We start from the raw sequence: 21,073 nt of genomic DNA on the forward strand, positions 1-21,073 counted from the left end.
CATCAGCGACCGGTTCCTGCCCGACAAGGCGATCGACCTGATAGACGAGGCCGGCGCCCGCCTGCGCCTGTCGATCCTGTCGAGCCCGCCCGAGCTGCGCGAGTTCGACGAGAAGATCGCCAAGGTCCGCGAGGACAAGGAGCTCGCCAGCGAAGAGCAGGACTTCGAGAAGGCCGCGGCCCTGCGCGACGAGGAGAAGTCCCTGCTCGCCGAGCGCCTGCGCCTCGAGAAGCAGTGGCGTTCGGGTGACGTCGCGACCCACGCGGTCGTCGACGAGGGCCTGATCGCCGAAGTGCTCGCGCAGGCCACGGGCATCCCCGTATTCAAGCTCACCGAAGAGGAGACCAGCCGCCTGGTCTTCATGGAGAAGGCGCTGCACCAGCGCGTCATCGGGCAGGAAGAGGCCATCGCGGCACTCTCCCGCACGATCCGCCGTCAGCGAGCGGGCCTCAAGGACCCGAAGCGTCCCAGCGGTTCGTTCATCTTCGCCGGCCCCACGGGCGTCGGAAAGACCGAGCTCGCCAAGGCGCTCGCCGAGTTCCTCTTCGATGACGAGGGCGCGCTGATCTCGCTCGACATGAGCGAGTTCGGCGAGAAGCACACCGTCTCGCGGCTGTTCGGTGCCCCTCCCGGGTTCGTCGGTTTCGAAGAGGGCGGCCAGCTCACCGAGAAGGTGCGCCGCAAGCCGTTCTCGGTCGTGCTGTTCGACGAGATCGAGAAGGCCCACCCCGACATCTTCAACTCGCTGCTGCAGATCCTCGAAGAGGGGCGCCTGACCGACGGTCAGGGGCGCGTCGTCGACTTCAAGAACACCGTCATCATCATGACGACCAACCTCGGTTCGCAGGCCATCGCCGGCGGCCCGGTGGGGTTCCAGGTCGAGGGCAACGCGCAGACGACGTACGAGCGGATGAAGGGCAAGGTCGATGAGGAGCTCAAGCGGCACTTCAAGCCCGAGTTCCTCAACCGTGTCGACGACGTCATCGTCTTCCCGCAGCTGAACAAGGAAGAGCTCCGCCAGATCGTGGGCCTGTTCACGAAGCGCCTCAGCGAGCGTCTGCTCGACCGTGACATGACGGTCGAACTGACCGATGCCGCGAAGGACCGCCTCATCGAGATCGGGTTCGACCCGACGCTGGGTGCCCGGCCGCTGCGCCGCGCCATGCAGCGCGAGGTCGAGGACCAGCTCTCGGAGCGCATCCTGCACGGCGAGCTCAACGCGGGCGACCACGTGAAGGTCGACGCCGAGAACGGGAAGTTCGTGTTCGAGCACGGTCCGCGCGGCGAGAAGGTCGCGGTCGGCGTCGGCGCCGCCGGCGCGATCGAGGCCACGCCCGACATCGTCGCGGGGGCGTAACCCTCGACAGGCCCTTCGACAAGCTCAGGGGCCAGCTGACACAGAACGGGTCGGATGCCAGGTGGCATCCGACCCGTTCTCGTCGTGTCTGGGCAGTCACCGCGGCGGCGTTCTCGGCGCTCTCGCCGCTCGCACCGCAATAACTCAGGAACCGCCGACGACGGCGATCGTGCTCGCCGCGTCGTTCCGCGGCGGAATCGGTGGGCGCCGCGCGCGGGGTCGCGCCGCTCCTGAGTTATTGCGGTGGGGTGGTGGGTGATCGCAGGGCGCGGCGGGGAGCGCGGGCGCCGATCAGGGGATGTGGTAGATCCGCACCGTCGAGTCGGAGTGCTCGACGTAGAGGGCGTTGGTCAGCTCACGGAAGTCGCCGTCGTAGTTGTGGCTCACGAAGTACACCGTCGGCGGGCCATCGGGGTTGTACTCGACCTTCGACACGGTCATCGTGTGGTCCACGCCGCTGCCGGTCTCACCCCAGTTGAAGATGCCGATGTCGCCGACGCGCACGCGGTCGAGGTCGGTCTCGGTCGAGTAGCTGAAGCCCAGCGAGTCGAAGTACGCGGCCATCGGCGCGGTCGCGATCCACGGCTTCGAGGCCGTCCACATCGCGCCCTGGGAGTACCAGGCGCCGTCGATATGCCAGCCGCGCGCGATCAGCCCCTGGCTCGCGAAGTTCGTGCAGTCGCCGCCGTAGGCGTTGTAGTCGCCCCACTGGTCGCTGTTGTAGTCCGTGACGTACTGGTGCAGGTAGGCGAGCTGGGCTGCGACATCGCCGCCCGTGGGCTGGTCGCCGGTGGCGGCCGCGGAGATCTCGGCGCGGAAGGCCTCGGCATCCGCCATGACGGCGGCGGATGCTGCGTCGACCTGCGCCTGGGCCGCGTCGGCCTCATCGGCGGTGGTCGCGGCGCGCAGGGTCTCTGTCGCGGCGTACAGCGCGTCTTCGGTCGCGCGCGAGGCGTCGGAGTAGTCGCCCAGCACAGCCAGGGCTGCATCGGCGGCCGCGGCGGTGTCGACGTCGGGGGCCGCCGCGGTGGCTGTCGGGCTCGGCTCGGCGCTGGCGTCCGCGGCATCCAGCGCTGCGGAGACGTCGGCCGCGCCCGCTGTCGACGCGGGCCGCTCTGAGAGCGACCGCACGAACCCGAAAACGCCGACCGTCAGGGCCGCGACGATGACGACCGCGATGACTCCGGCGGCGGCACGGCGGCGCCGCGCGACGCGCCGACGACGCGCAGCGCGGGTGGTGGGGGCAGAAGGCACGGCCCCGACACTAGCAAGATCGGCTGTGAGCGAAGCCGAGCCTCAGCCGGCCGGGCGCAACCCCGCGACGAAGTCGAGCTTGGCGAGCACGGGTTCGGCCAGCACGAACGGGTACAGGTCGGCCGCGCCCATCGAGCGGTTGACGAGGTTGAGCGCCGTCGACAGCGGGATCCAGACGTCGGTGACGAGGGCCGAGAAGCTCGGGTAGCCGATGATGTCGGTCGCGGGCAGCAGCCCCGTCGCGACAGCCGTCTCGACCGTGTCCGAGATGTGCAGGTAGTGTGCCCACGTCTCGGCGAAGTCCTCGTAGGGGTGCATCGTGGCGTAGGCGGAGATGTACCGCGACGGCCAGTCGACTGGCGGGCCGCTCTCGTAGTGCTGGGCGACGGATGCCTGGTAGTCGGCGCTCTCGTCGCCGAACAGAGCGCGTGCCTGCGCGAGCGTCGCGCCGCCGACGGTCTCGACGAGGCGCCACTCGAAGTAGTGGCCGACCTCGTGCCGCAGGTGGCCGAGCATCGTGCGGTACGGCTCGTCGAGCATCTCGCGCACGCGCTCGCGGTGCGAGTCGACGCCCTCGGCGAGGTCGATCGTGACGACGCCGTCGGCGTGCGCGATCATCACCTGCTCGCTCGTGGACGACAGCATGTCGAAGGCCAGGCCTCCGACGGGGTCCTCGGCCTTGCCGATGACGGGGAACCCGAGGGCATCCAGTTCGGCGACGAGGTGGCGCTTGGCGCGCTCGGCGACGGGGAACGCGGCGAGGCCCGCGGCATCCGCATCGGCGGGGCGCACCCGCGTCAGGTCGCACGCGGCGCACTGGCCGCCCTCGAGCCGGGCGAGCCACGTGCACCCCGACAGGCCGAGATTGCGGCACACGTGCCACACGAGCCCTGCCGCGTCGACATATCGCCCGGCATCGACCGGGACGATGTCGCGCTCTTCGCGCGAGTACCCGAGCGCGGCGCCGCACGACACGCACACCGAGTTCTCGAAGTACAGGGCGTTGCCGCACACGCGGCACGTGTAGGCCTTCATGAATCCAGCGTCGCATACTCTGCGCGCGAGCAGAACGTGCCCGCACATGACACGAACTCCGCAGAACCGCACGAACTCCGCAGAAAAGGATGCCTCCGGCTGCGGAGTACGCGACACACTGCGGAGTCGGTGCCCCAGCGGATCGTGCCGGGCGTCGGAATCAGCCCTCGACGGGCGCGACGTCGACCTGCACCCGCAGGGTCGACTTCTTCGCCTTCGTGTAGATGATGCCCTTCACCGGCGAGACGTCGCCGTAGTCGCGCCCCCACGCGACCGTGACGTAGCGGTCGTTCGCCCACTGGTTGTTCGTCGGGTCGATTGCGAGCCACTGGTCGGTGCCCGGCAGCCAGACGGCGAGCCACGCGTGCGAGGCATCCGCGCCGAACACGCGCTCTTTGCCGGGCGGCGGCTGCGTCGCGAGGTAGCCCGAGACGTAGCGCGCGGCGATGCCGTGGCCGCGCAGGCACGCGAGCGCGACGTGCGCGAAGTCCTGACACACGCCCGCACGGCGCTGCATCGCGTCGGCGACGGTGCTCGTGACCGTCGTCGCCGTCTTGTCGTAGTCGAAGTCGCGGAAGATCCGCTGCATCAGATCGGTCGCCGCCTCGCCGATCGGCCGGCCCGGAGTGAAGGATGCCGCGGCATACGCCGTCGCCTCGGCGACGTGCGGCACGCGCGCCGACGGCAGGGCGTATTCGGCGGCGCTCCAGGCGCCTTGCTGGTCGGGGTGCACGAGCGGGCGGGCGAGCTCCCACGGCTGTGCGAGCGCGGCGGCGTCGTAGTCGGGCGTCTCGATCGTCACCTCGCTGCTCGCCTCGATCGTGAGCTCGGCGTGCGCGTCGGTCAGGTGGAAGTACGTCGCCGAGTTGCCGAAGTAGTCGACGTCGGCCGAGATGTCTTTCGGCGCGGGATCGATCGCGACCCCGGCATCCGCCACCGACTGCCACGGCAGCGCGCGCGGCACGAGGTGGAACAGTCCCACGCTGTCTTGCACCGGCTTCGCGTACGTGTACGCCGTGCGGTGCCACACCCGGTAGCGCTTCATACCCGCGCCTCCAGCAGTTCGACCAGCGACAGCTCAGACAGCGGGACGGGCGGCGGGCCGCTCTCGAAGTGCAGGTGCCCGATGGCGTCGGAGAGCTGTTCGAGGCTCGCGGCGATGTCGTCGAGCGCCTGGACGAGCCGGTCGCGGCGGCCACCGCGCACGCGTGCGAGCTCGGCGGCGTCGACGGCGAGCAGGTCGGACTCGAACTGGTCGAGCAATCTCTCGGCGCGCGTCGATCCGGTGGATGCCGGCATCGCGGCGACGTGGCTGCGGAGGGCATCGAGCGCGAAGGCGAGCGAGCGCGGGTTGCCACGGTCGAGCAGCAGCAGGTCGAGCGCGTCGGCGACGCGGGGCGACCCGCGGTAGCGGCGGCGGTAGGTCACGATGCTCTCCGCCGACAGCAGCATCGCCTCGAGCACGGAGCGGTCGTCGCGCGGACTGCGCTGCTCGGCGAGCCCGCGCAGCAGATGCGTCAGCTGCAGCCCGCGCTCGAGCGAGCGACCCGCCTCGATCATGTGCCAGCCGGTGTCGCGCACCATGTTCGCCGTGATGCCGTAGAGCGACAGCATGGCCGACAGCATGCGGCCCGCCGATTCGGCGGTGCGGTGGGGATGCGGCGCGTTGCGAAGCGCGCGCGCCGCACGGTCGATGTGCGAGAAGACGCGCCACGTGTCGCCGGAGAGCTGGTCGCGCACACCCTCCATCGCGTCGCGCAGCCGCGCGATCGAGTGCGCGGCCGTTCCGGCGCGTCGGCTGTCGAGCAGCAGGTCGCGGAACTCAGCCTCGGGGTCGTCTGAGCGGCGCCCGGCGAGGCGTGCGATGACGCTCATCAGCACGCGCACGTTCTCGTCGAGGCGGTCGGCCGTGCGCGCGCCTGGTTGGTCGAGCTCGGCCTGCGCCGCCAGCGCCAGACGCAGCACGTCTTCGGCGCGCTCGGCGTAGCGGCCGGTCCAGAACATGTCGGCCAGCGCACGGGGTGCCAGGGGCGGCACGCTGCGCGAGGTCGAGGGGGGAGTGATCTCGGCGAGGTTCTGGTCGGCGTCGGTGAGTGCGTCCTTGAGCACCCAGACATCCTTCGTGCGCGGCGAGGCATCCACGTGCTCGCGCACGGTCGCGAGCCCGCCGAGCATCGGCCGGTACGCCGAGCCGTACCGCAGGGTGAACGTGCGCAGGGTCAACGGCAGAGCGGATGCCTCACGAGAAGGCCGCCACACGGGTGCCTGCGACAGCGACAGCGTGCGCTGCCCGACGAAGCGGTGCGGCTCGGCCTCGATGCGCGCGGCGAGCTCGGGGGCAGGCAACCCCGCGAAGTCCTTGCGGGGTTCGTCGATCGTGCGCACGAACACGTCGGGGTCGCCGGCTTCGACGGCGGCGAGCACGTGCGCGCGCGATTCAGGGTCGCCGCACCACCACGTCGGCGTCGAGGGCAGCCGCAGCTGCTCGCCGAGCAGGTGCTCGCACGCGGCGGGCAGGAACGGCAGCAGACCCGGGTTCTCGAGCACGCCCGCACCGAGCCCGTTGACGAGGCGCACACGGCCGCGGCGCACGGCCTCGCTCAGCCCCGCGACGCCGAGGCGCGAGTCGCCGCGCAGCTCGAGCGGGTCGCACCACTGGGCATCCACACGTCGAATGATGACGTCGATGCGGTCGGTGGGTTTCGTCGACGGCCAGCGCGCCGGCTTCATCCAGACGTACCCGTCGCGCACGACGAGGTCGCTGCCCTGCACGAGCGGGAAGCCGAGCGCGTTCGCGAGGAAGGCCTGGTCGAAGGCCGTTTCGCTGAACGTTCCGGGCGACATGATCACGACGTGCGGGTCGTCGATGCCCTCGGGTGCCGACGACAGCAGCGCCGCGCGGAACGCCGAGAAGTAGGGATCGATGCGGTGCAGGCTGCTCTCTTGGGAGAGATCGGGCAGCACCTGCGAGATCACGCGCCGGTTCTCGGCGGCGAAGCCGAGGCCCGACGGCGCCTGCACGCGATCGGCGAGCACGTGCCATTCGCCGTCGGCGTCGCGCCCGAGGTCGGTCGCGGCGAGCAGCAGCGGATGCGGATCGAACGCGCTCGGCCGGGCGATCGGGCGGACGAATCCGCTGTGTCCGAACACGATCGACGACGGCACGATGCCCTCGCGCAGCAGCGTCTGCGGGCCGTAGAGGTCGGTCAGCAGCGCGTTCAGCAGCTCGGCGCGCTGCGCGAGTCCGACCTCGAGGCGCCCCCACGCCGCGGCCTCGATGACGAGCGGGATCGGGTCGAGCTGCCACGGCTGCGCACCCGTGCCGTGCCGCAGATACGAGACGCCGTCGTCGGCGAGGAAGCGGACGATCTCGCCGTCGACGCGGTCGAGCTCGTCGGGCGTGAGCGCGAGGGCGAGCGATGCCAGCGACTGCCAGGCGGGGCGCAGGGAGCCGTCGGCCGCGATGACCTCGTCATAGCGGCCGATCTCGGGCACTGCCGACAGCGGCAGCGTCGGCTGGGCCACTGCCGTGGCGTAGTCGCGGAGCACACTCACGCCGGGGGAACCCTCCGAAGGTCCAGGGTGCGAGGGTAGTCGGATGTCGCGGCGCGCGCCCCCGCTTCACGCGCTGCGGCCACATCGAACCTACCGGGTGTGTGACCTCGTGGCTCGAACCTGCCCGAGCGACGTGCCTCGGCTTCGTTGGCGTTGACGGGCGGATGCTCGTACGCACGGCCCCCGGGATGCACGACGTGGTACGTCGCGCCGCCGAGCGAGACCGCGGCATCCGCATCGATCACCTCGACCGTCAACGGGGCATGCACGGCGATCGACGGATGCAGCGCCGACCACGGCTGCCATGCCCGATACCGGATGCCGGCGTAGTACTCGCCCTGCTTTCCGGTGGGGGTGAGCGGCACGGCGGCGCCGCCGACGACCACCAGGTGGCGCGCGGGGTCGATGCCGGCGACGGTCACCTGGATGCGCTCGACCGAGGAGTCCACGTAGCGGGCGGTGCCGCCGGCCGTCGCCTCTTCGCCGAGGACGTGCCACGGCTCGATCGCCTGGCGCAGCTCGAGGGTGATGCCCGGGTCGATCCGCGTGACGCCGATGCGGGGGAAGCGGAACTCGACGAACGGCTCGAGCCAGCTCTCCTCGAAGGCGATGCCGTGTGCGCGCAGGTCGGCGACGACCTCGCCGATGTCGCGGCGCGCGCCCTGCGGCAGCAGGAAGTCCTCGTGCAGGGCTGTTCCCCAGCGCACGAGGGGAGCGGTGAGCGGCTGCTCCCAGAACATCGCGACGAGCCCGCGCACGAGCAGAGCCTGCACGAGCGCGAGCTGCGGGTGCGGCGGCATCTCGAAGCCGCGCAGCTCGAGCAGCCCGAGCCGGCCGCGGCTTGAGTCGGGGCTGTAGAGCTTGTCGATGCAGAACTCGGCGCGGTGCGTGTTGCCGGTGAGGTCGGTCAGCAGGTGCCGCAGCGCGCGGTCGACGAGCCACGGCCGCGGCTCTTCGGTCTCGGCCGCGAGCCGCCGCAGCTCCTGCAGCGCGATCTCCATCTCGTAGACCGCCTCGGGGCGGCCCTCGTCGAAGCGTGGCGCCTGGCTCGTCGGGCCGATGAAGCGGCCCGAGAAGAGGTACGAGAGAGACGGATGCCGTTGCCAGTAGGTGATCAGCGACGCGAGCAGATCCGGGCGACGCAGCAGCGGCGAGTCGATCGGCTGGCGCCCGCCGAGCGTGATGTGGTTGCCGCCGCCGGTGCCCGTGTGGGTGCCGTCGAGATCGAACTTCTCGGTCGACAGACGCGCCTGGCGGGCCTGCTCGTACAGGTCGAACGTGAGCGCACGCTGCTCGGCCCACGACGAGGTCGGCTGCACATTGACCTCGATGACGCCGGGGTCGGGCGTGACGATGAGCTGCGTCAGGCGTGCGTCCGGCGGCGGGCCGTAGCCCTCGAGCACGAGCGGTGTGCCGACCTCGACGGCGGCGGTCTCGATGACGCGCAGCAGCGCGGCGTAGTCGTCGAGCCGTGTCGTCGGCGGCAGGAACACGTGCACGTGGCCGTCGCGGGATTCGAACGCGAGGGCCGTCGTCGCGGCACCCTCCGGGCTCACGACGGTGACGGGCGGTAGCGCCGGGTCGAGGGGTGGGCCGGCCTCGACGTACGACGGCTCGCCCTCCCGCTCCGGGTCGGTCCACGCGACGGCATCCAGTGGCAGACGCAGGCCCACAGCGCTCGACCCGGGCGTGAGGACGAGGCGGCCGCGGCGGAAGCGCCACGCGGGGCTCGACCACTCCTCGCCCATCGCGAGCGGCAGCACGAACCCCGTCGGCGCGGTGACGGAGGCGTCGAGCTCGGCGACGTCAGCGGCATCGAGGTCGTCGGTCTTCGGGTGGTCAGCGCTCGGCCGCGGGCCGTCGGGCTGGCGCAGGTCGGCGGCGAGGCTCGCGAGCGGGTCTTCGTACGCCCCCAGCAGCTGCTCGGGCGGCAGGCCCAGCAGCGCGGTCACACGGCGGGCGAGAGCCTCGGCGCGGGCGGCGGCGGGGGCATCCTTCGCCCCGGTCGTGCCGTCGGTCGCGGGGTCGGCCGCGCCCTCGGCCGCGCCATCCGTCGCGGCGCCCGCCGCAACCGCGTCGGACCACGGGTCGGCGAACAGGTCGGCGTGCTCCCACAGCGGGATGCCGTCGGTGCGCCACTGCAGGGCGATGTTCCAGCGGGGCAGGGGCTCACCGGGGTACCACTTGCCCTGGCCGCGATGGACTATGCCGCCGAGGGCATATGTCTGACGCAGGCGCTCGGCGAGCAGGTTCGCGAGCTCGCGCTTGTGCGGGCCGTCGGCGTCCGTGTTCCACTCGGCAGCGGTCGCGTCGTCGAGCGCGACGAAGGTCGGCTCGCCGCCGAGGGTCAGGCGCACGTCGCCCGCCCGCAGGCGCTCGTCGACGAGCTCGCCCGCCGCGTCAATGCGGGCCCACTGCTCGTCGGTGTAGGGCTTCGTCGTGCGTGGGTCTTCGTGGATGCGCCGCACCTCGTTGTGGAACGAGAACGTCACCCCGACCGGGTCCGTCGCGCCGGTGATGGGCGCCGCGCTCGACGGATGCGGCGTCGCCGACAGCGGGATGTGTCCCTCGCCCGCGAACAGCGCGCTCGTCGCGTCGAGCCCGATCCATCCCGCGCCGGGGATGAACACCTCAGCCCACGCGTGCAGGTCGGTGAAGTCGTGCTCGGGTCCGCTCGGCCCGTCGAGCGACTTCTGGTCTGAGGCCAGCTGTACGAGGTAGCCCGACACGAATCGCGCCGCGAGGCCGTACTGGCGCAGCAGACTCACGAGCAGCCACGCGCTGTCACGGCACGAGCCGATGCCCGACGCGAGCGTGTGGTCGGGGGTCTGCACGCCCGGCTCCATGCGCACCGAGTAGTCGACGGCGCCGGCGACGGCGCGGTTGAGCTGCGACAGGAACAGCACGGTCGGCAGGCCGTCATCCGGCAACGGTGGCAGGCCCGAGCGCCAGGCATCCGCCTGCACGGCGTCGTCGACGGGGCGCAGATACGGTGCGAGATCGGCCGCCAGCGCGGGGTCGTACGCGAACGGGAAGCGCTCGGCGTACTCCTCGATGAAGAAGTCGAGCGGGTTGATCACCATCATGTCGGCGACGACGCCGACCGTGATCTCGAGCTTGCTGACCTTCTCGGGGAAGACGATGCGGGCCAGCCAGTTGCCGAACGGATCCTGCTGCCAGTTGAGGAAGTGGTTCGCCGGCTGGATGTCGAGCGAGTACGCCTCGATCGGCGTACGCGCGTGCGGTGCCGGGCGCAACCGGATCACGTGCGGAGCGACGTTGACGGGATGCGCGAACTCGTAGCCGGTGTAGTGCTCGAGCGCGACCTTGATCGACATGAACACAGCTTCGTGCATTCCTGTTGCGGATGGGTTACGGACGATCGGCAATACAGTGGTGCCGTGCCCGACTACACCGTCCGCCCCGCCCGCACGTCGGACGTGCGCGGCATCCTGGAACTGCTCGAACCGTGGGTGGCGCGGCGCATCCTGCTCGGTAAAGAGGTCGTCACCGTCTACGAATCGGTGCAGGAGTTCGTGGTCGCCGAGAGCGACGGCGTGCTGGTCGGCTGCGGCGCGCTGCACGTCATGTGGGAGGACCTCGGCGAAGTGCGCACGCTCATCGTCGCCGACGAGTGGCTGCACCACGGCGTCGGCGGTGCGCTCGTCGAGCGGCTCGAGCAGAACGCGCTCGCCCTCGGGCTGTCGCGTCTGTTCTGCCTCACGTTCGAGGTCGACTTCTTCACGCGGCGCGGATTCGCCCCGATCGGCGAGCAGATCGTCGACGCGAACGTCTACTCGCAACTGCTGCGCAGCCCTGACGAGGGTGTCGCCGAGTTCCTCGATCTCGCCCACGTCAAGCCCAATACCCTCGGCAACACCCGCATGCTCAAGCAGCTCTGACGGGGTTGGCGCTCGCCCGCGCGCCCGGCACGCCCCGCGGATGCCCCGGCTTAGCCTGGATGCGTGAGCACTCCGCGCCGTCGACACTCGCCCGCCGTATACCGGCGCCGGCGACTCGTCGTGCTGCTGGCGGTGCTCGTCGTCATCGCCGGCATCGTGGCGCTCGTGCTCTGGCAACCGTGGCAGGGGTGGGCCGTGCCCGCGCCGACCGGGTCGAAGAGCGTGTCGGTCACCGCCCAGCCCGACACGACGTCGACGCCGACGTCGACGGATGCCGAGGAGGCTGACACCGCGGCATCCGATGCTGCTTCCGACGACTCGTCCGAGGCATCCGATCCGTCGGCGTCTTCGACCGAGCCTGCGATCGCGGCGTGCACGACGTCGGACATCTCGGTGCAGGCCGTCACCGACAAGGACTCGTACGGCGCGGGCGAGCTGCCGCAGCTGTCGATCATGCTGTCGAACAACTCCGACCAGCCGTGCTTGATCAACGTCGGCACCGCGAAGCAGTCGTTCGTCATCACGAGCGGCACCGACACGTGGTGGCGTTCGACGGACTGCCAGTCCGATCCGAGCGATCAGGTCGTGCAGCTCGACGCCGGGCGGACGGTCTCGTCGGTGACGCCGCTCGCGTGGGATCGCACGCGCTCATCTGTCGACACGTGCGACTCCTCGCGTTCGCAGGCGCCCGCCGGATACTTCCACCTGCAGGTGTCGATCGGTGGCATCCAGGGCGCCGACACGAAGATGTTCCAGCTGCGGTGACCCGATCCGGGCGGGAAAAGTCGGCTGGCGGTGTCGTCTGATGACGGGCTGTCTGTGCCCTGTCAATTGTCTGTGAGACGATTCACTGTCTGAGAGGATTCTCATCCGCTGGAATGCTCTGAGGGGTCGCGCGGACGATCGACGCGCGTAATCTGGGTACCAGCTCCTGAGGCGAGTCCCCGCTGTCCCCAGCAGTGGACCTCGACACCAACCCCAGTGGTCTCGACATTCGGACGTTTCGCCCAGTGAGCTCTGGCCCTCTCGATTCTCCCAGTCCCCAATGTGGGGATCGAGAGGGCCCCCCTCAGACGGACGTCCCCGCGAGTCTCCTCGTGTGATTCTTCTAGGCTGGAGCGATGGCTGGGAAGAAGCGCGCGAAGGCATCCCTCGAGTTCCGCAATCCGCAGCTGGCTGATGCGCTGCAGACGCAGGACATGGCGGCGCTCGCCTTTGCGCTGCGCCACGGACCGACCGTCGTGCCGCTGCTGCGAGCCGGCCAGCGCGACGACCCGCGTGATGTCGGCGAGGTGTGGACGTACCGCGACCCGAGCACGGGCGACGTCGCGCTGCTGCTGTTCAGCGATGCGGCGCACAAGCCGGCGGCCCTTCCGCCCGCGGTGGCGCTGCAGTCGCCCGCCTGGCTGCGGGCGTTCTTGAGCGTCCACGAGAAGGAGATCACGACGGTGTTCTTCGACGTCGCCGGCCCGCACCCGATGCAGGCGAGCCCCGCCGACGTCATCGCCGCGCTCGACGCGTGACCGCCCTGCCCATGTCCCACTAACCGCAGACCATGTCCCAAAAACGGCTGGTTCAGGGGGCTTGAGACAGCATTTATTGGGACATGGTGCGTAGGAGGGACACGGCCACCGCGACGACGCGTGGGTGGGGCAGGAGCGACCTGAATTGGGGCGCCCGCGCCGCCTCAGAAGCCGGGTTCGTCGCCGGGGGCGATGGGGTGCAGGCGCGCGAGGTCGCGCAGGGCGCCCTTCAGGCTGGCCGACGAGGTGTCGACGACCGACCGATAGCCGAGCCGGGTCGCCTCGCTGCGGCGCTGCTGGTGCTGCGTCACGGCGCGGACTTCGCCGGCGAGGCTGAGCTCGCCGATCGCGACGAGCTTGGCGGGATTCGCGCGGTTCGACACGGCGCTTGCGACGGCGAGGGCGATCGCGAGGTCTGCGGCCGGCTCGACGAGCCGCACGCCGCCGACGGTCGAGACGTAGACGTCCTGGTCTGACACACGGATGCCTGCCCGCTTCTCGAGCACCGCGAGGATCATCGCGACCCGCGCGCCGTCGACACCGCTCACGATCCGGCGCGGGTTGGGGCCGGAGCCCTGCATCGTCAGCGCCTGCACCTCGACGGGCAGTGCGCGACGACCTTCGAGTGCGATCGTGACGCACGTGCCGGGCTCGCGCGAGCCGTGGCCGAGGAAGAGCGCGCTCGGGTCGGGCACTTCGGCGATGCCGTGCTGCGTCTGTTCGAAGCATCCGACCTCATCCGTCGCGCCGAAGCGGTTCTTCAGCGCCCGGACGAACCGCAGCGACGTCTGCCGGTCGCCCTCGAAGTGACACACGACGTCGACGAGGTGCTCGAGGATCCGGGGGCCAGCGACCTGGCCGTCTTTCGTGACATGACCGACGAGGATGACCGGCAGCCCGCGCTCTTTCGCGACGCGGATCAGCGTCGACGCGACTTCGCGCACCTGACTGGGATGCCCCGCGGCGCCGTCGATCAGCGACGACGACACCGTCTGCACCGAGTCGACGATCAGCAGATCGGGGGCCGTCTCATCCACGTGCCCCAGGATCGTGGCGAGATCGGTCTCGCTCGCGAGGTACAGCTCGTCGTGCAGCGCGCCGGTGCGCTCGGCGCGCAGACGCACCTGGCCGAGTGACTCCTCGGCACTCGCGTACAGCACGCGTCGCCCCGCGCGGGCGCTCTGCGCCGCGACCTCGAGCAGCAGTGTCGATTTGCCGACGCCCGGCTCGCCCGACAGCAGGATTGCCGCCCCCGGCACGATGCCGCCGCCGAGCACCCGGTCGAACTCGCCGACGCCGGTGCTGCGGCGCGGCGTCTCGCGCGTGTCGATCTCGGTGATCGGCCGCGCCGACCGCGTGGGAGCCAGCGGCGTCACCGCAGCCGCGCCGATGCCGGTCGGCGTCGCCGCCTCGACGACCGTGCCCCACTGCTGGCACTCACCGCAGCGGCCCACCCACTTGACGCTCGTCCAGCCGCACTCCGTGCACCGGTACGCCATGGTGGTCGCCGCGCGCTTGGATGCCATGCACCCAGGCTATCCGCGGCATCCGACACCGCGGCGCGCCGCGGCGCGAGCCCGGCTCAGCCCGCGGCGCGAGCCCGGCCGGGGCTCAGCGCGAGCCCGCCTCAGCGCAGCGAGTCGGCGACCTCGCGCAGCGCCGTGGCGGAGTGGCGGAAGAGGTCCTGCTCGGCGGCGTCGAACGACGTCTCGCGGATGGGCTCGGCGCCCGCCGCGGACACGACCGACGGCACCGAGAGGGCGACGCCGCTCACGCCCTGGAAGTCGTCCAGCACGGTCGAGACCGGCATGACGCTGTGCTCATCGTTGAGGATGGCCTCGACGATGCGGGCGCTCGACAGGCCGATCGCATAGTTGGTAGCACCCTTGCCCTGGATGACCTTGTACGCGGCATCCCGCACGTCGACCGCGATCTGGTCGAGCTCTGCCTGCGTGAACTTCGGCTGACCGTCGAGGGGCTGCCAGTCGAGGATCGGCACGGTGCCGATGGTCGCATGCGACCACAGCGGGAACTCGGTGTCGCCGTGCTCGCCGACGATGTAGGCGTGCACGCTCGAGATCGAGACGCCCGCGCGCTGCGCGATCTTCCAGCGCAGGCGCGACGTGTCGAGCACCGTGCCCGACGCGAAGATGCGCTCGTACGGCAGGGCGGTGGTCTCCTGTGCGAGCACGGTGAGCACGTCGCACGGGTTGGTGACGATGACGAAGGTGGCGTCGGGCGAGACCTCGAGCAGCTGCGGCATCATCGACTTCAGGATGTTGGCGTTGACGCCCGCGAGCTCGATGCGGGTCTGGCCCGGCTTCTGCTTCGCGCCGGCCGTGATCACGACGACGTGCGACCCGGCGGTGACCGAGATGTCGGCCCCGCCGATGATGTCGCTCGACCCGGTGAATTGGGCGCCGTGGGCGAGGTCGAGCACCTCGGCCTCGGTCTTCTCGGCGGCGATGTCGTACAGGGCGACGTGGCGGGCGGACCCGCGGATGAGGGCGGCATAGGCGACGGACGATCCGACCGCCCCCGCACCGACGACGGTCAGCTTCGAGTTCTCGATCACGCTCATGCGCCCAGTCTGTCAGGGCCTGGTCGCAGAGGCCACCGCCGACCTGCGGTAGCCCCGACGGCCCGGTCCAGAGTCACGGCCGAACGGCGATCCGCGCCGCGGCGGACGGTGCCGAGATCGCGGCGGGAAGCTCGGGCATCGTGATCGCTTTCTCGACGAGCGAGCCGAACAGCGCGTGGTCGGCGGTGCGCAGGAACGCGACGGCGCGCAGCAGGTGCTCGGGGCGATAGTTGTGCACGCCCGTGATCGTGAGCAGTCGGCGCACGACGTCCTCTGCCGAGACGGGCACGGGGGCCGCCGGAAAGACACTGCCGACGAGCACGATCGCCGCGCCGACGCCCGCCGTCGCCAGCAGGTCGACGATCGCGCTGCCGGCGCCCGACAATTCGAGGGCGACGGTGAATCCGTCGGCATCCGTCGACGACGAGGCACGTGAGACGGCGGATGCCAGTGCCTCGCGCCCCGGCGCGACCGCCTCCGCGGCGCCGAACAGCATGGCCTGGCGCCGGCGCTCGGGGTCGGGGTCGACGCCGATGACGGTGGCGCCGGCGGCGCGGGCGAGCGCGACGGCCGTCAGGCCCAGCATCCCGCATCCCGACACCACGACGATGCCGCCGTCCACGGGCCGCAGCGCCGCCGCGGCGTCGAGTGCGGCGACCACGGTCGCGGTCGCGCACGACGCGGGCGCGGCGACGGCGGCCGGTAGATCTTCGGGGACCTTCACGACGGCCGATCCCGCGACGACGTGCACGTGCGTCGCGAAACCGCCCGTGAGCTCCCATCCGCGACTCGTGCGGGTGTGTCCGTACTTGCGTAGGTGGAGGCACTTGTTCTCGAGCCCGCTGCGGCACCGGGCGCACGTTCCGCACGAGACGGCGACGGCCCACACGATGCGGTCGCCGATCGCGAGCGGCCGGTCGTCGACGGTGCGCGGCGCCGTGCCCGGACCGACGGCGACGACTCTGCCGACCTGCTCGTGGCCGAGTACGAGCGGCGTGCTCTCGTGGCGCATCCCCGAGACGGTGTGCCGGTCTGAGCCGCACACGGTCGCCATCTCGACGCGCACGAGCAGGTCGCCCTCGTGCAGGTACACGTCGGGTACGGCGATGCGCTCGAAGCCCTCGCCGACGCCGCGGAACACAAGCGCCTCGGGCGCCGGTGCGAGTCGCAGTCGTGTGACCGGCGCGTGTGGCTGAGCGGCAGATGCCGAGCCGTGGCCCAGGTGCACCGCTGTCTCCGAACCCGTCCGCACCGTCGCCGCTCCCGCAGGAGCCGCGACGCGGCCGGTCATCGGCCGAGCCGGCTGAGCAGCTCCGGCAGCTCGGCGACGGAATCGAGAACGTGCGCGGCGCCCGCGTCGCGCAGCGCGTCTTCGGCCGCGTGCCCGCCGGTGCGGACGGCGACGACGAGGCCCGCGCCGGCGCGCACACCGCTGCGGGCATCCGACTCGGTGTCGCCGACGACGGCGAGAGCGTCGACCGACGAGACGCCGGTGCGGATCGCCGCGAGCAGGTTCAGGTCAGGCGCGGGGCGTCCGCGGCCCGCATCGGCGGGGGTGAGGACGACGGCGACGAGCTCTTCCCAGCCCAGGCGCGCGAGCAGCGCGTCGACCGTCGTGCGCGAGAAGCCGGTCGTCAGCACGACGGTGCGTCCGTCATCCTGCAGGGCGCGGATCGTGTCTTCGGCGCCGGGCAGGGCGGCAGCGCTCTCGGCGACGAGCTCGTCGAGAGCGGCTTCGAACAGGCCGTTGAGCTCGTGCGCGGCATCCTCATCGACGAGCCCCCGGAAGACCTCGATCTTGGACTGCCCCATCGTCGCGACGACGTGCGCGATCGCGGCATCACGGTCGGCCGATGCCGCGGCGGGCAGGCGGTCCCACGCGCGCGTGAACGCGCCGACGACGAGGCCGTCGTCGGCGACGGTCGTTCCGGCCATGTCGAGCACGACGGTTTCGATGCGGGTCATTCGTTTCTCCTTCGAGGGGGGATGTGGCCTCAGCGCCAGAGGTCGTCGATGACGGATTCGGCCAGGCCGAGTCCGCAGGTCATGCCGATGCCGGTCGTCACCGATACGACGCGGATGCCGTCGGCGGGCGCCGCCTTCAAGAACTCGTGCGGGGCGCGCGCGTAGACGCCCTGCCACCGCTCGCGCACCCGCAGCGGCGCGTCGAACAGGTCGGCGCCGAGGCTCAGCAGCAGCTCGAACGCGCGCTCGTCCTGGAACGGCGACGGTGTCACCCGCACATCGTGCGTGTCGCCGACGATCAGGGTGCCGTCGGGGCGCTCGGTGTACATCTGGTTGACGTCGTACGTGAGCACCTCGGGGGCATCCCGCTCGTATCTCGCCCGCACGTCGGCCGCGGCTGGCGTCGTCGCGAACGCGGAGTAGCGCAGCATCGACGAGCCGGTCAGCAGCGGCACGGGCAGCCCCACGCCGTCGGCGAGCAGCATGTCGAGGCTGCACCGCTGCACGTCGTGCGCGGCCGCGATCTCGGGGAAGAGCTGGTCGACGTCGGCGTTCACGGCGAAGACGATCGCCTGTGCGTGCAGCGGTCCGCGTGTCGTGTGCAGCGTGCCGGTCTCAGCCCCGAGCGCTGCCGTGCGCCAGTGGAAGTCGACGCCGCGCGCGCCCAGGTGCGCCGCAATCGCCGGGGCCGCCGCACGCGGATCGACCTGAAGGTCGTCAGCGAAGCGGATACCCCCGACCGCGCCGCGCACCGGAACGAGCTCACTCACCTCGTCGGCCGACAGCAGGGGGCCGGCGTTGCTCTCGCGCAGCACGGCGAGCTCGTCTTCGTGGCGGGCGACCGCGATCGCGCCGTCCTGACGGATCCACAACCCCGCGCGCTCCGCGAGCCGCAACCACAGCTCGCGGCTGCGGCGTGCGTACTCGCCCGCCTGACCGGCGTGCGCGCCGACGCCGATGTGGCCGAAGTTGCGGATGCTCGCGCCCGCGATGGCATCGGCCCGCTCGACGATCGCGACCTTCAACCCGCGCTCGACGGCAGCGGCGGCGTGCCCGAGGCCGACGATGCCGGCCCCGACCACGATGAGGTCGTACGTGTCGCGTGCCATGCCGACCTACTTCAGCGCGCGGCGGATGAGGATCGCCGCCGTCTCGACGACGACGACCATCGCGATGATGACGAGCACATACGCGAAGACCTGATCGAAGTGGCGACCCTGCAGGGCGTTCAGCAGGAGGAAGCCGATGCCGCCCGCGCCGACGATGCCGAGCAGCGTCGCCGAGCGCACATTCTGCTCGAGCAGATACATCAGGTGGCTGACCGTCGAGGGCACCGACATGGGCAGTGTCGACGCGAAGAACACCTGGGTGCGGCTGCCTCCGGCAGCGCCGACGGCGCGCTCGGGGCCGTTCGGCACTTCCTCCATCGAATCGCCGACGAGCTTGGCGAGCAGGCCGACACCGCCGATGCCGAGGGCGAGGGCGGCAGCCTGCGGGCCGAACCCTGTCGCGATGATGAAGATGATCGCCACGACGAGGTCGGGGATCGCGCGCAGCACGAGGGCGATGCCGCGGAAGAGGTTGCGCACGCCGCCGTTCGGCGCGACGTTGCGCGCCGAGAGCGGGCCGACGAACGCCGAGATGAGTGCGCCCATGAGGGTCGCCGCGAACGCGACCTGCAGCGTCGTGCCGACCGCCGCGAGCACTGTGCCGACGTCGCGCGTGCCGAAGTTCGGCGGCCAGATCGCGCGGTCGAGCTCGGCGTTGACGACCTGGTCGAACCGCCAGCCGCTCACCAGGCGCGCGAGGTCGGGGCCCGCGTAGACGAAGGCCCAGACGACAATGAGGATGCCGAGCCAGATCCACGCGGTTGTCAGAACCCGCCCGCGGTCCCACGGGCGGTGCATCACGGCTTCGATGCGCGCGGCGCGCGCGACCTCGTCACTTGAGGCACCGTTGCGGTCGATCGACGCGGCGAGGCGCGACGATCGCTTCGCGAGGGCGCGCACGACCGTGTCACCCGTGCCGCGTCCGGTCGGGCGCACACCCAGCAGGCGCGCACGGATGAGCGACGAGATGATCTCGAACACGATGCACAGCGCGATGATGATGAGGACGATCGGGATGACCCGGCGCATGCCGGCGGGGCCGGCGTGCAGGGCCTCATCGAGGTCGTAGCCGAGTCCGGCGACGCCGACGACACCGAGGATCACGGTGCCGCGCAGGTTGATGTCGGCGCGGTGGAGGGTGACGGCGATCCAGGCGGGCAGTGCCTGCGGCACGACGCCCGACCAGAACTCCTGCGACTTCGAGCCGCCCGCCGCGCGGATGGCCAGGCGCGGTCCCTCGTCGATCTGCTCGACGGCATCCGCGAACATCTTCGAGATCATGCCGACCGAGTGCAGCCCGATCGCGACGATCGCCGGCAGCGTGCCCGAGTTGAACCACAGGAAGGCGAGGAAGACGACGAAGACCACGTCGGGGATCGCGCGCATGACGACGCCGATGAAGCGCGAGATCGCGAGCGCGACGCGGCCCGGCGCGGTGTTGCGGGCGGCGCCGTAGGCGACCGGGATCGACAGGACGGCCGCGAGGGCGGTGCCGGCGATCACGAGCGCGAGAGTGATCGCGATACTGCCGAACGTGTCGAGGATCGGCTCGATGCCGACCCATTCGGTCACGAAGGTCGTCGTGCCGTCGGGCTGACGGGTGCCGACGACGTTCCACCCCGGCCACTGCATCGGGGTGGCCATGCCGATGAAGCGGCTGAGGTTGGCGAATGTCGTCTCGAGGCTCTTGAAGCTGTAGTCGAGCGCGGCGAACGACCAGATGCCGAGGATCGCGATCCCCGCGATGACCGAGTACGAGACGACCGTCGCGGTGAGCGGGCGGGGCCGCTTGATCGCCTGCAGGCGTGCAGCGGACGGTTGCGGCGGCGCGCTCAGCACGGCGGTCATCAGGCGGGTTCCTCGTTGGCGAAGTCCTCCGCCAGGCGCTCGCCGGCTTGTGCACGCAGGGCCTCGGCGCGGGCATCCTCTGAAGCGATGCCACCCTCGGTCGCACCCTCGCTGAGGAGCTGTTCTCGGATGTCGGCGAGCTCGGTCTCGATCGCGGTGATCTCACCGGTCGTGACGGCGACGCGGCCGTAGATCTCCATGACCTGCTCGCGCGTCAGGTCGTCGGTGGGGGTGTCGAGCACGACCTCGCCGGCGCGCAGGCCGACGATGCGCTCGCCCCAGCTGAGGGCGAGGTCGACCTGGTGCAGACTGCACACGACGGTCAGGCCCCGCTCGGCGGCGAGTTCGCGGATGAGCCCCATGACCTGGCTGCTCGACTCGGGGTCGAGCGAGGCGACGGGCTCGTCGGCGAGAAGGATGTCGGGCTCTTGCATGAGTGCGCGGGCGATCGCGACGCGCTGCTGCTGGCCGCCCGAGAGGGTGTCGGCGCGCTGGTACGCACGCTCGAGCAGTCCGACGCGGTCGAGGTGACCGAGCGCACGCAGACGCAGCTGCTTGGGGTAGGTGCGGACGCCGATGCGGGGGCCGCGCAGCGTCGAGAGCGATCCGGTCAGCACGTTCTCGAGCACCGTGAGGGCGCCGACGAGTTCGAACTGCTGGAAGATGAAGCCGATGCGGCCGCGCAACTCGCGCAGCGGCCGGCCGGTGAGGGCCGACACGTCCTCGCCGAGCGAGACGACGGTGCCGGTGGTGGGCGTCTCGAGCCCGTTGATGTGGCGCAGGAGCGTCGACTTGCCCGAGCCGGAGAGGCCGAGCAGGACGACGATCTCGCCGGGAGAGACCGACAGCGACACCCCGGTCAGGGCAGGGCTAGCCGCGCCCGGGTAGGTCTTACCCAGGTCGGTGATCTGGACGGCCGGGGTGTCGCTGTGGGTCATGTCATG

Annotated in this window: 16 protein-coding genes; 4 read left to right on the forward strand and 12 right to left on the reverse strand. The window is 71.0% G+C overall.

The genetic code is table 11. From position 1 onward, the window contains the following. On the forward strand, nt 1-1,357 hold a 1,357-nt coding region (locus BGO46_RS10325), incomplete at its 5' end, for an ATP-dependent Clp protease ATP-binding subunit (RefSeq protein ID WP_299985979.1). Nucleotides 1,358-1,648: 291 nt separating this feature from the next. On the opposite strand, the gene BGO46_RS10330 is transcribed toward BGO46_RS10325, so the two are convergent. The 5 genes from BGO46_RS10330 to BGO46_RS10350 all read right to left on the reverse strand — a co-directional run bounded on the left by BGO46_RS10330 (nt 1,649) and on the right by BGO46_RS10350 (nt 10,539). Then, nucleotides 1,649-2,611 (reverse strand): amidase domain-containing protein, encoded by a 963-nt coding sequence (locus BGO46_RS10330; RefSeq protein WP_292674187.1) that lies wholly within the window; start codon nt 2,609-2,611, stop codon nt 1,649-1,651. Between the two features lie 42 nt (nt 2,612-2,653). Beyond that, nucleotides 2,654-3,646 carry a putative zinc-binding metallopeptidase gene (locus BGO46_RS10335; protein WP_292674189.1) on the reverse strand — a complete coding sequence of 331 codons (993 nt, stop codon included), beginning with the start codon at nt 3,644-3,646 and terminating at the stop codon, nt 2,654-2,656. A 160-nt stretch (nt 3,647-3,806) separates the two neighbouring features. Further along, on the reverse strand, nt 3,807-4,691 hold the full coding sequence (locus BGO46_RS10340) for a transglutaminase family protein (protein ID WP_292674192.1): 885 nt from the start codon (nt 4,689-4,691) through the stop codon (nt 3,807-3,809). Beyond that, nucleotides 4,688-7,201, reverse strand: a complete 2,514-nt coding sequence (locus BGO46_RS10345; RefSeq protein ID WP_292674194.1) for a circularly permuted type 2 ATP-grasp protein — start codon at nt 7,199-7,201, stop codon at nt 4,688-4,690. Before BGO46_RS10345 ends, BGO46_RS10340 begins: the two co-directional genes overlap by 4 nt. Next, on the reverse strand, nt 7,198-10,539 hold the full coding sequence (locus tag BGO46_RS10350; protein WP_292674197.1) for a transglutaminase family protein: 3,342 nt from the start codon (nt 10,537-10,539) through the stop codon (nt 7,198-7,200). The genes BGO46_RS10345 and BGO46_RS10350 overlap by 4 nt, the downstream gene beginning before the upstream one ends. Before the next feature lie 63 nt (nt 10,540-10,602). Here BGO46_RS10350 and BGO46_RS10355 point away from each other — a divergent pair, with 63 nt between their 5' ends. From BGO46_RS10355 to BGO46_RS10365, 3 genes are all read left to right on the forward strand, one after another. Beyond that, the gene (locus BGO46_RS10355) at nt 10,603-11,103 is read left to right on the forward strand and encodes an amino-acid N-acetyltransferase (RefSeq protein WP_292674200.1); all 501 of its coding nucleotides are present in this window, start codon (nt 10,603-10,605) and stop codon (nt 11,101-11,103) included. Between the two features lie 63 nt (nt 11,104-11,166). After that, entirely contained in the window at nt 11,167-11,868 is a 702-nt protein-coding gene (locus tag BGO46_RS10360; RefSeq protein ID WP_292674203.1) for a hypothetical protein, read from the forward strand. A gap of 356 nt (nt 11,869-12,224) precedes the next feature. Further along, nucleotides 12,225-12,626 carry a dehydrogenase gene (locus tag BGO46_RS10365; RefSeq protein ID WP_292674206.1) on the forward strand — a complete coding sequence of 134 codons (402 nt, stop codon included), beginning with the start codon at nt 12,225-12,227 and terminating at the stop codon, nt 12,624-12,626. 164 nt (nt 12,627-12,790) lie between these two features. Here BGO46_RS10365 and radA read toward each other — a convergent pair whose 3' ends face one another. The 7 genes from radA to phnC all read right to left on the reverse strand — a co-directional run bounded on the left by radA (nt 12,791) and on the right by phnC (nt 21,067). Further along, on the reverse strand, nt 12,791-14,152 hold the full coding sequence (gene radA / locus BGO46_RS10370) for a DNA repair protein RadA (RefSeq protein ID WP_292674208.1): 1,362 nt from the start codon (nt 14,150-14,152) through the stop codon (nt 12,791-12,793). Nucleotides 14,153-14,253: 101 nt separating this feature from the next. Then, nucleotides 14,254-15,207: an L-lactate dehydrogenase gene (locus BGO46_RS10375; protein WP_292674210.1), complete on the reverse strand. Its 954-nt coding sequence runs from the start codon at nt 15,205-15,207 to the stop codon at nt 14,254-14,256. 73 nt (nt 15,208-15,280) lie between these two features. Then, nucleotides 15,281-16,498: an alcohol dehydrogenase catalytic domain-containing protein gene (locus tag BGO46_RS10380; RefSeq protein ID WP_292674212.1), complete on the reverse strand. Its 1,218-nt coding sequence runs from the start codon at nt 16,496-16,498 to the stop codon at nt 15,281-15,283. Beyond that, entirely contained in the window at nt 16,495-17,172 is a 678-nt protein-coding gene (locus tag BGO46_RS10385) for an HAD-IA family hydrolase (protein ID WP_292674214.1), read from the reverse strand. Before BGO46_RS10385 ends, BGO46_RS10380 begins: the two co-directional genes overlap by 4 nt. 29 nt (nt 17,173-17,201) lie before the next feature. Then, nucleotides 17,202-18,281, reverse strand: a complete 1,080-nt coding sequence (locus BGO46_RS10390; protein WP_292674217.1) for a TIGR03364 family FAD-dependent oxidoreductase — start codon at nt 18,279-18,281, stop codon at nt 17,202-17,204. Nucleotides 18,282-18,287: 6 nt separating this feature from the next. Then, complete coding sequence (locus BGO46_RS10395; protein ID WP_292674220.1) at nt 18,288-20,129, reverse strand: ABC transporter permease subunit; 1,842 nt, start codon at nt 20,127-20,129, stop codon at nt 18,288-18,290. Then, entirely contained in the window at nt 20,129-21,067 is a 939-nt protein-coding gene (gene phnC / locus BGO46_RS10400) for a phosphonate ABC transporter ATP-binding protein (protein ID WP_292674222.1), read from the reverse strand. The genes BGO46_RS10395 and phnC overlap by 1 nt, the downstream gene beginning before the upstream one ends. Nucleotides 21,068-21,073: the final 6 nt, after the last annotated feature.

Source organism: Microbacterium sp. 70-16 (assembly GCF_001898315.1).
Classification (GTDB): Bacteria; Actinomycetota; Actinomycetes; order Actinomycetales; family Microbacteriaceae; genus Microbacterium.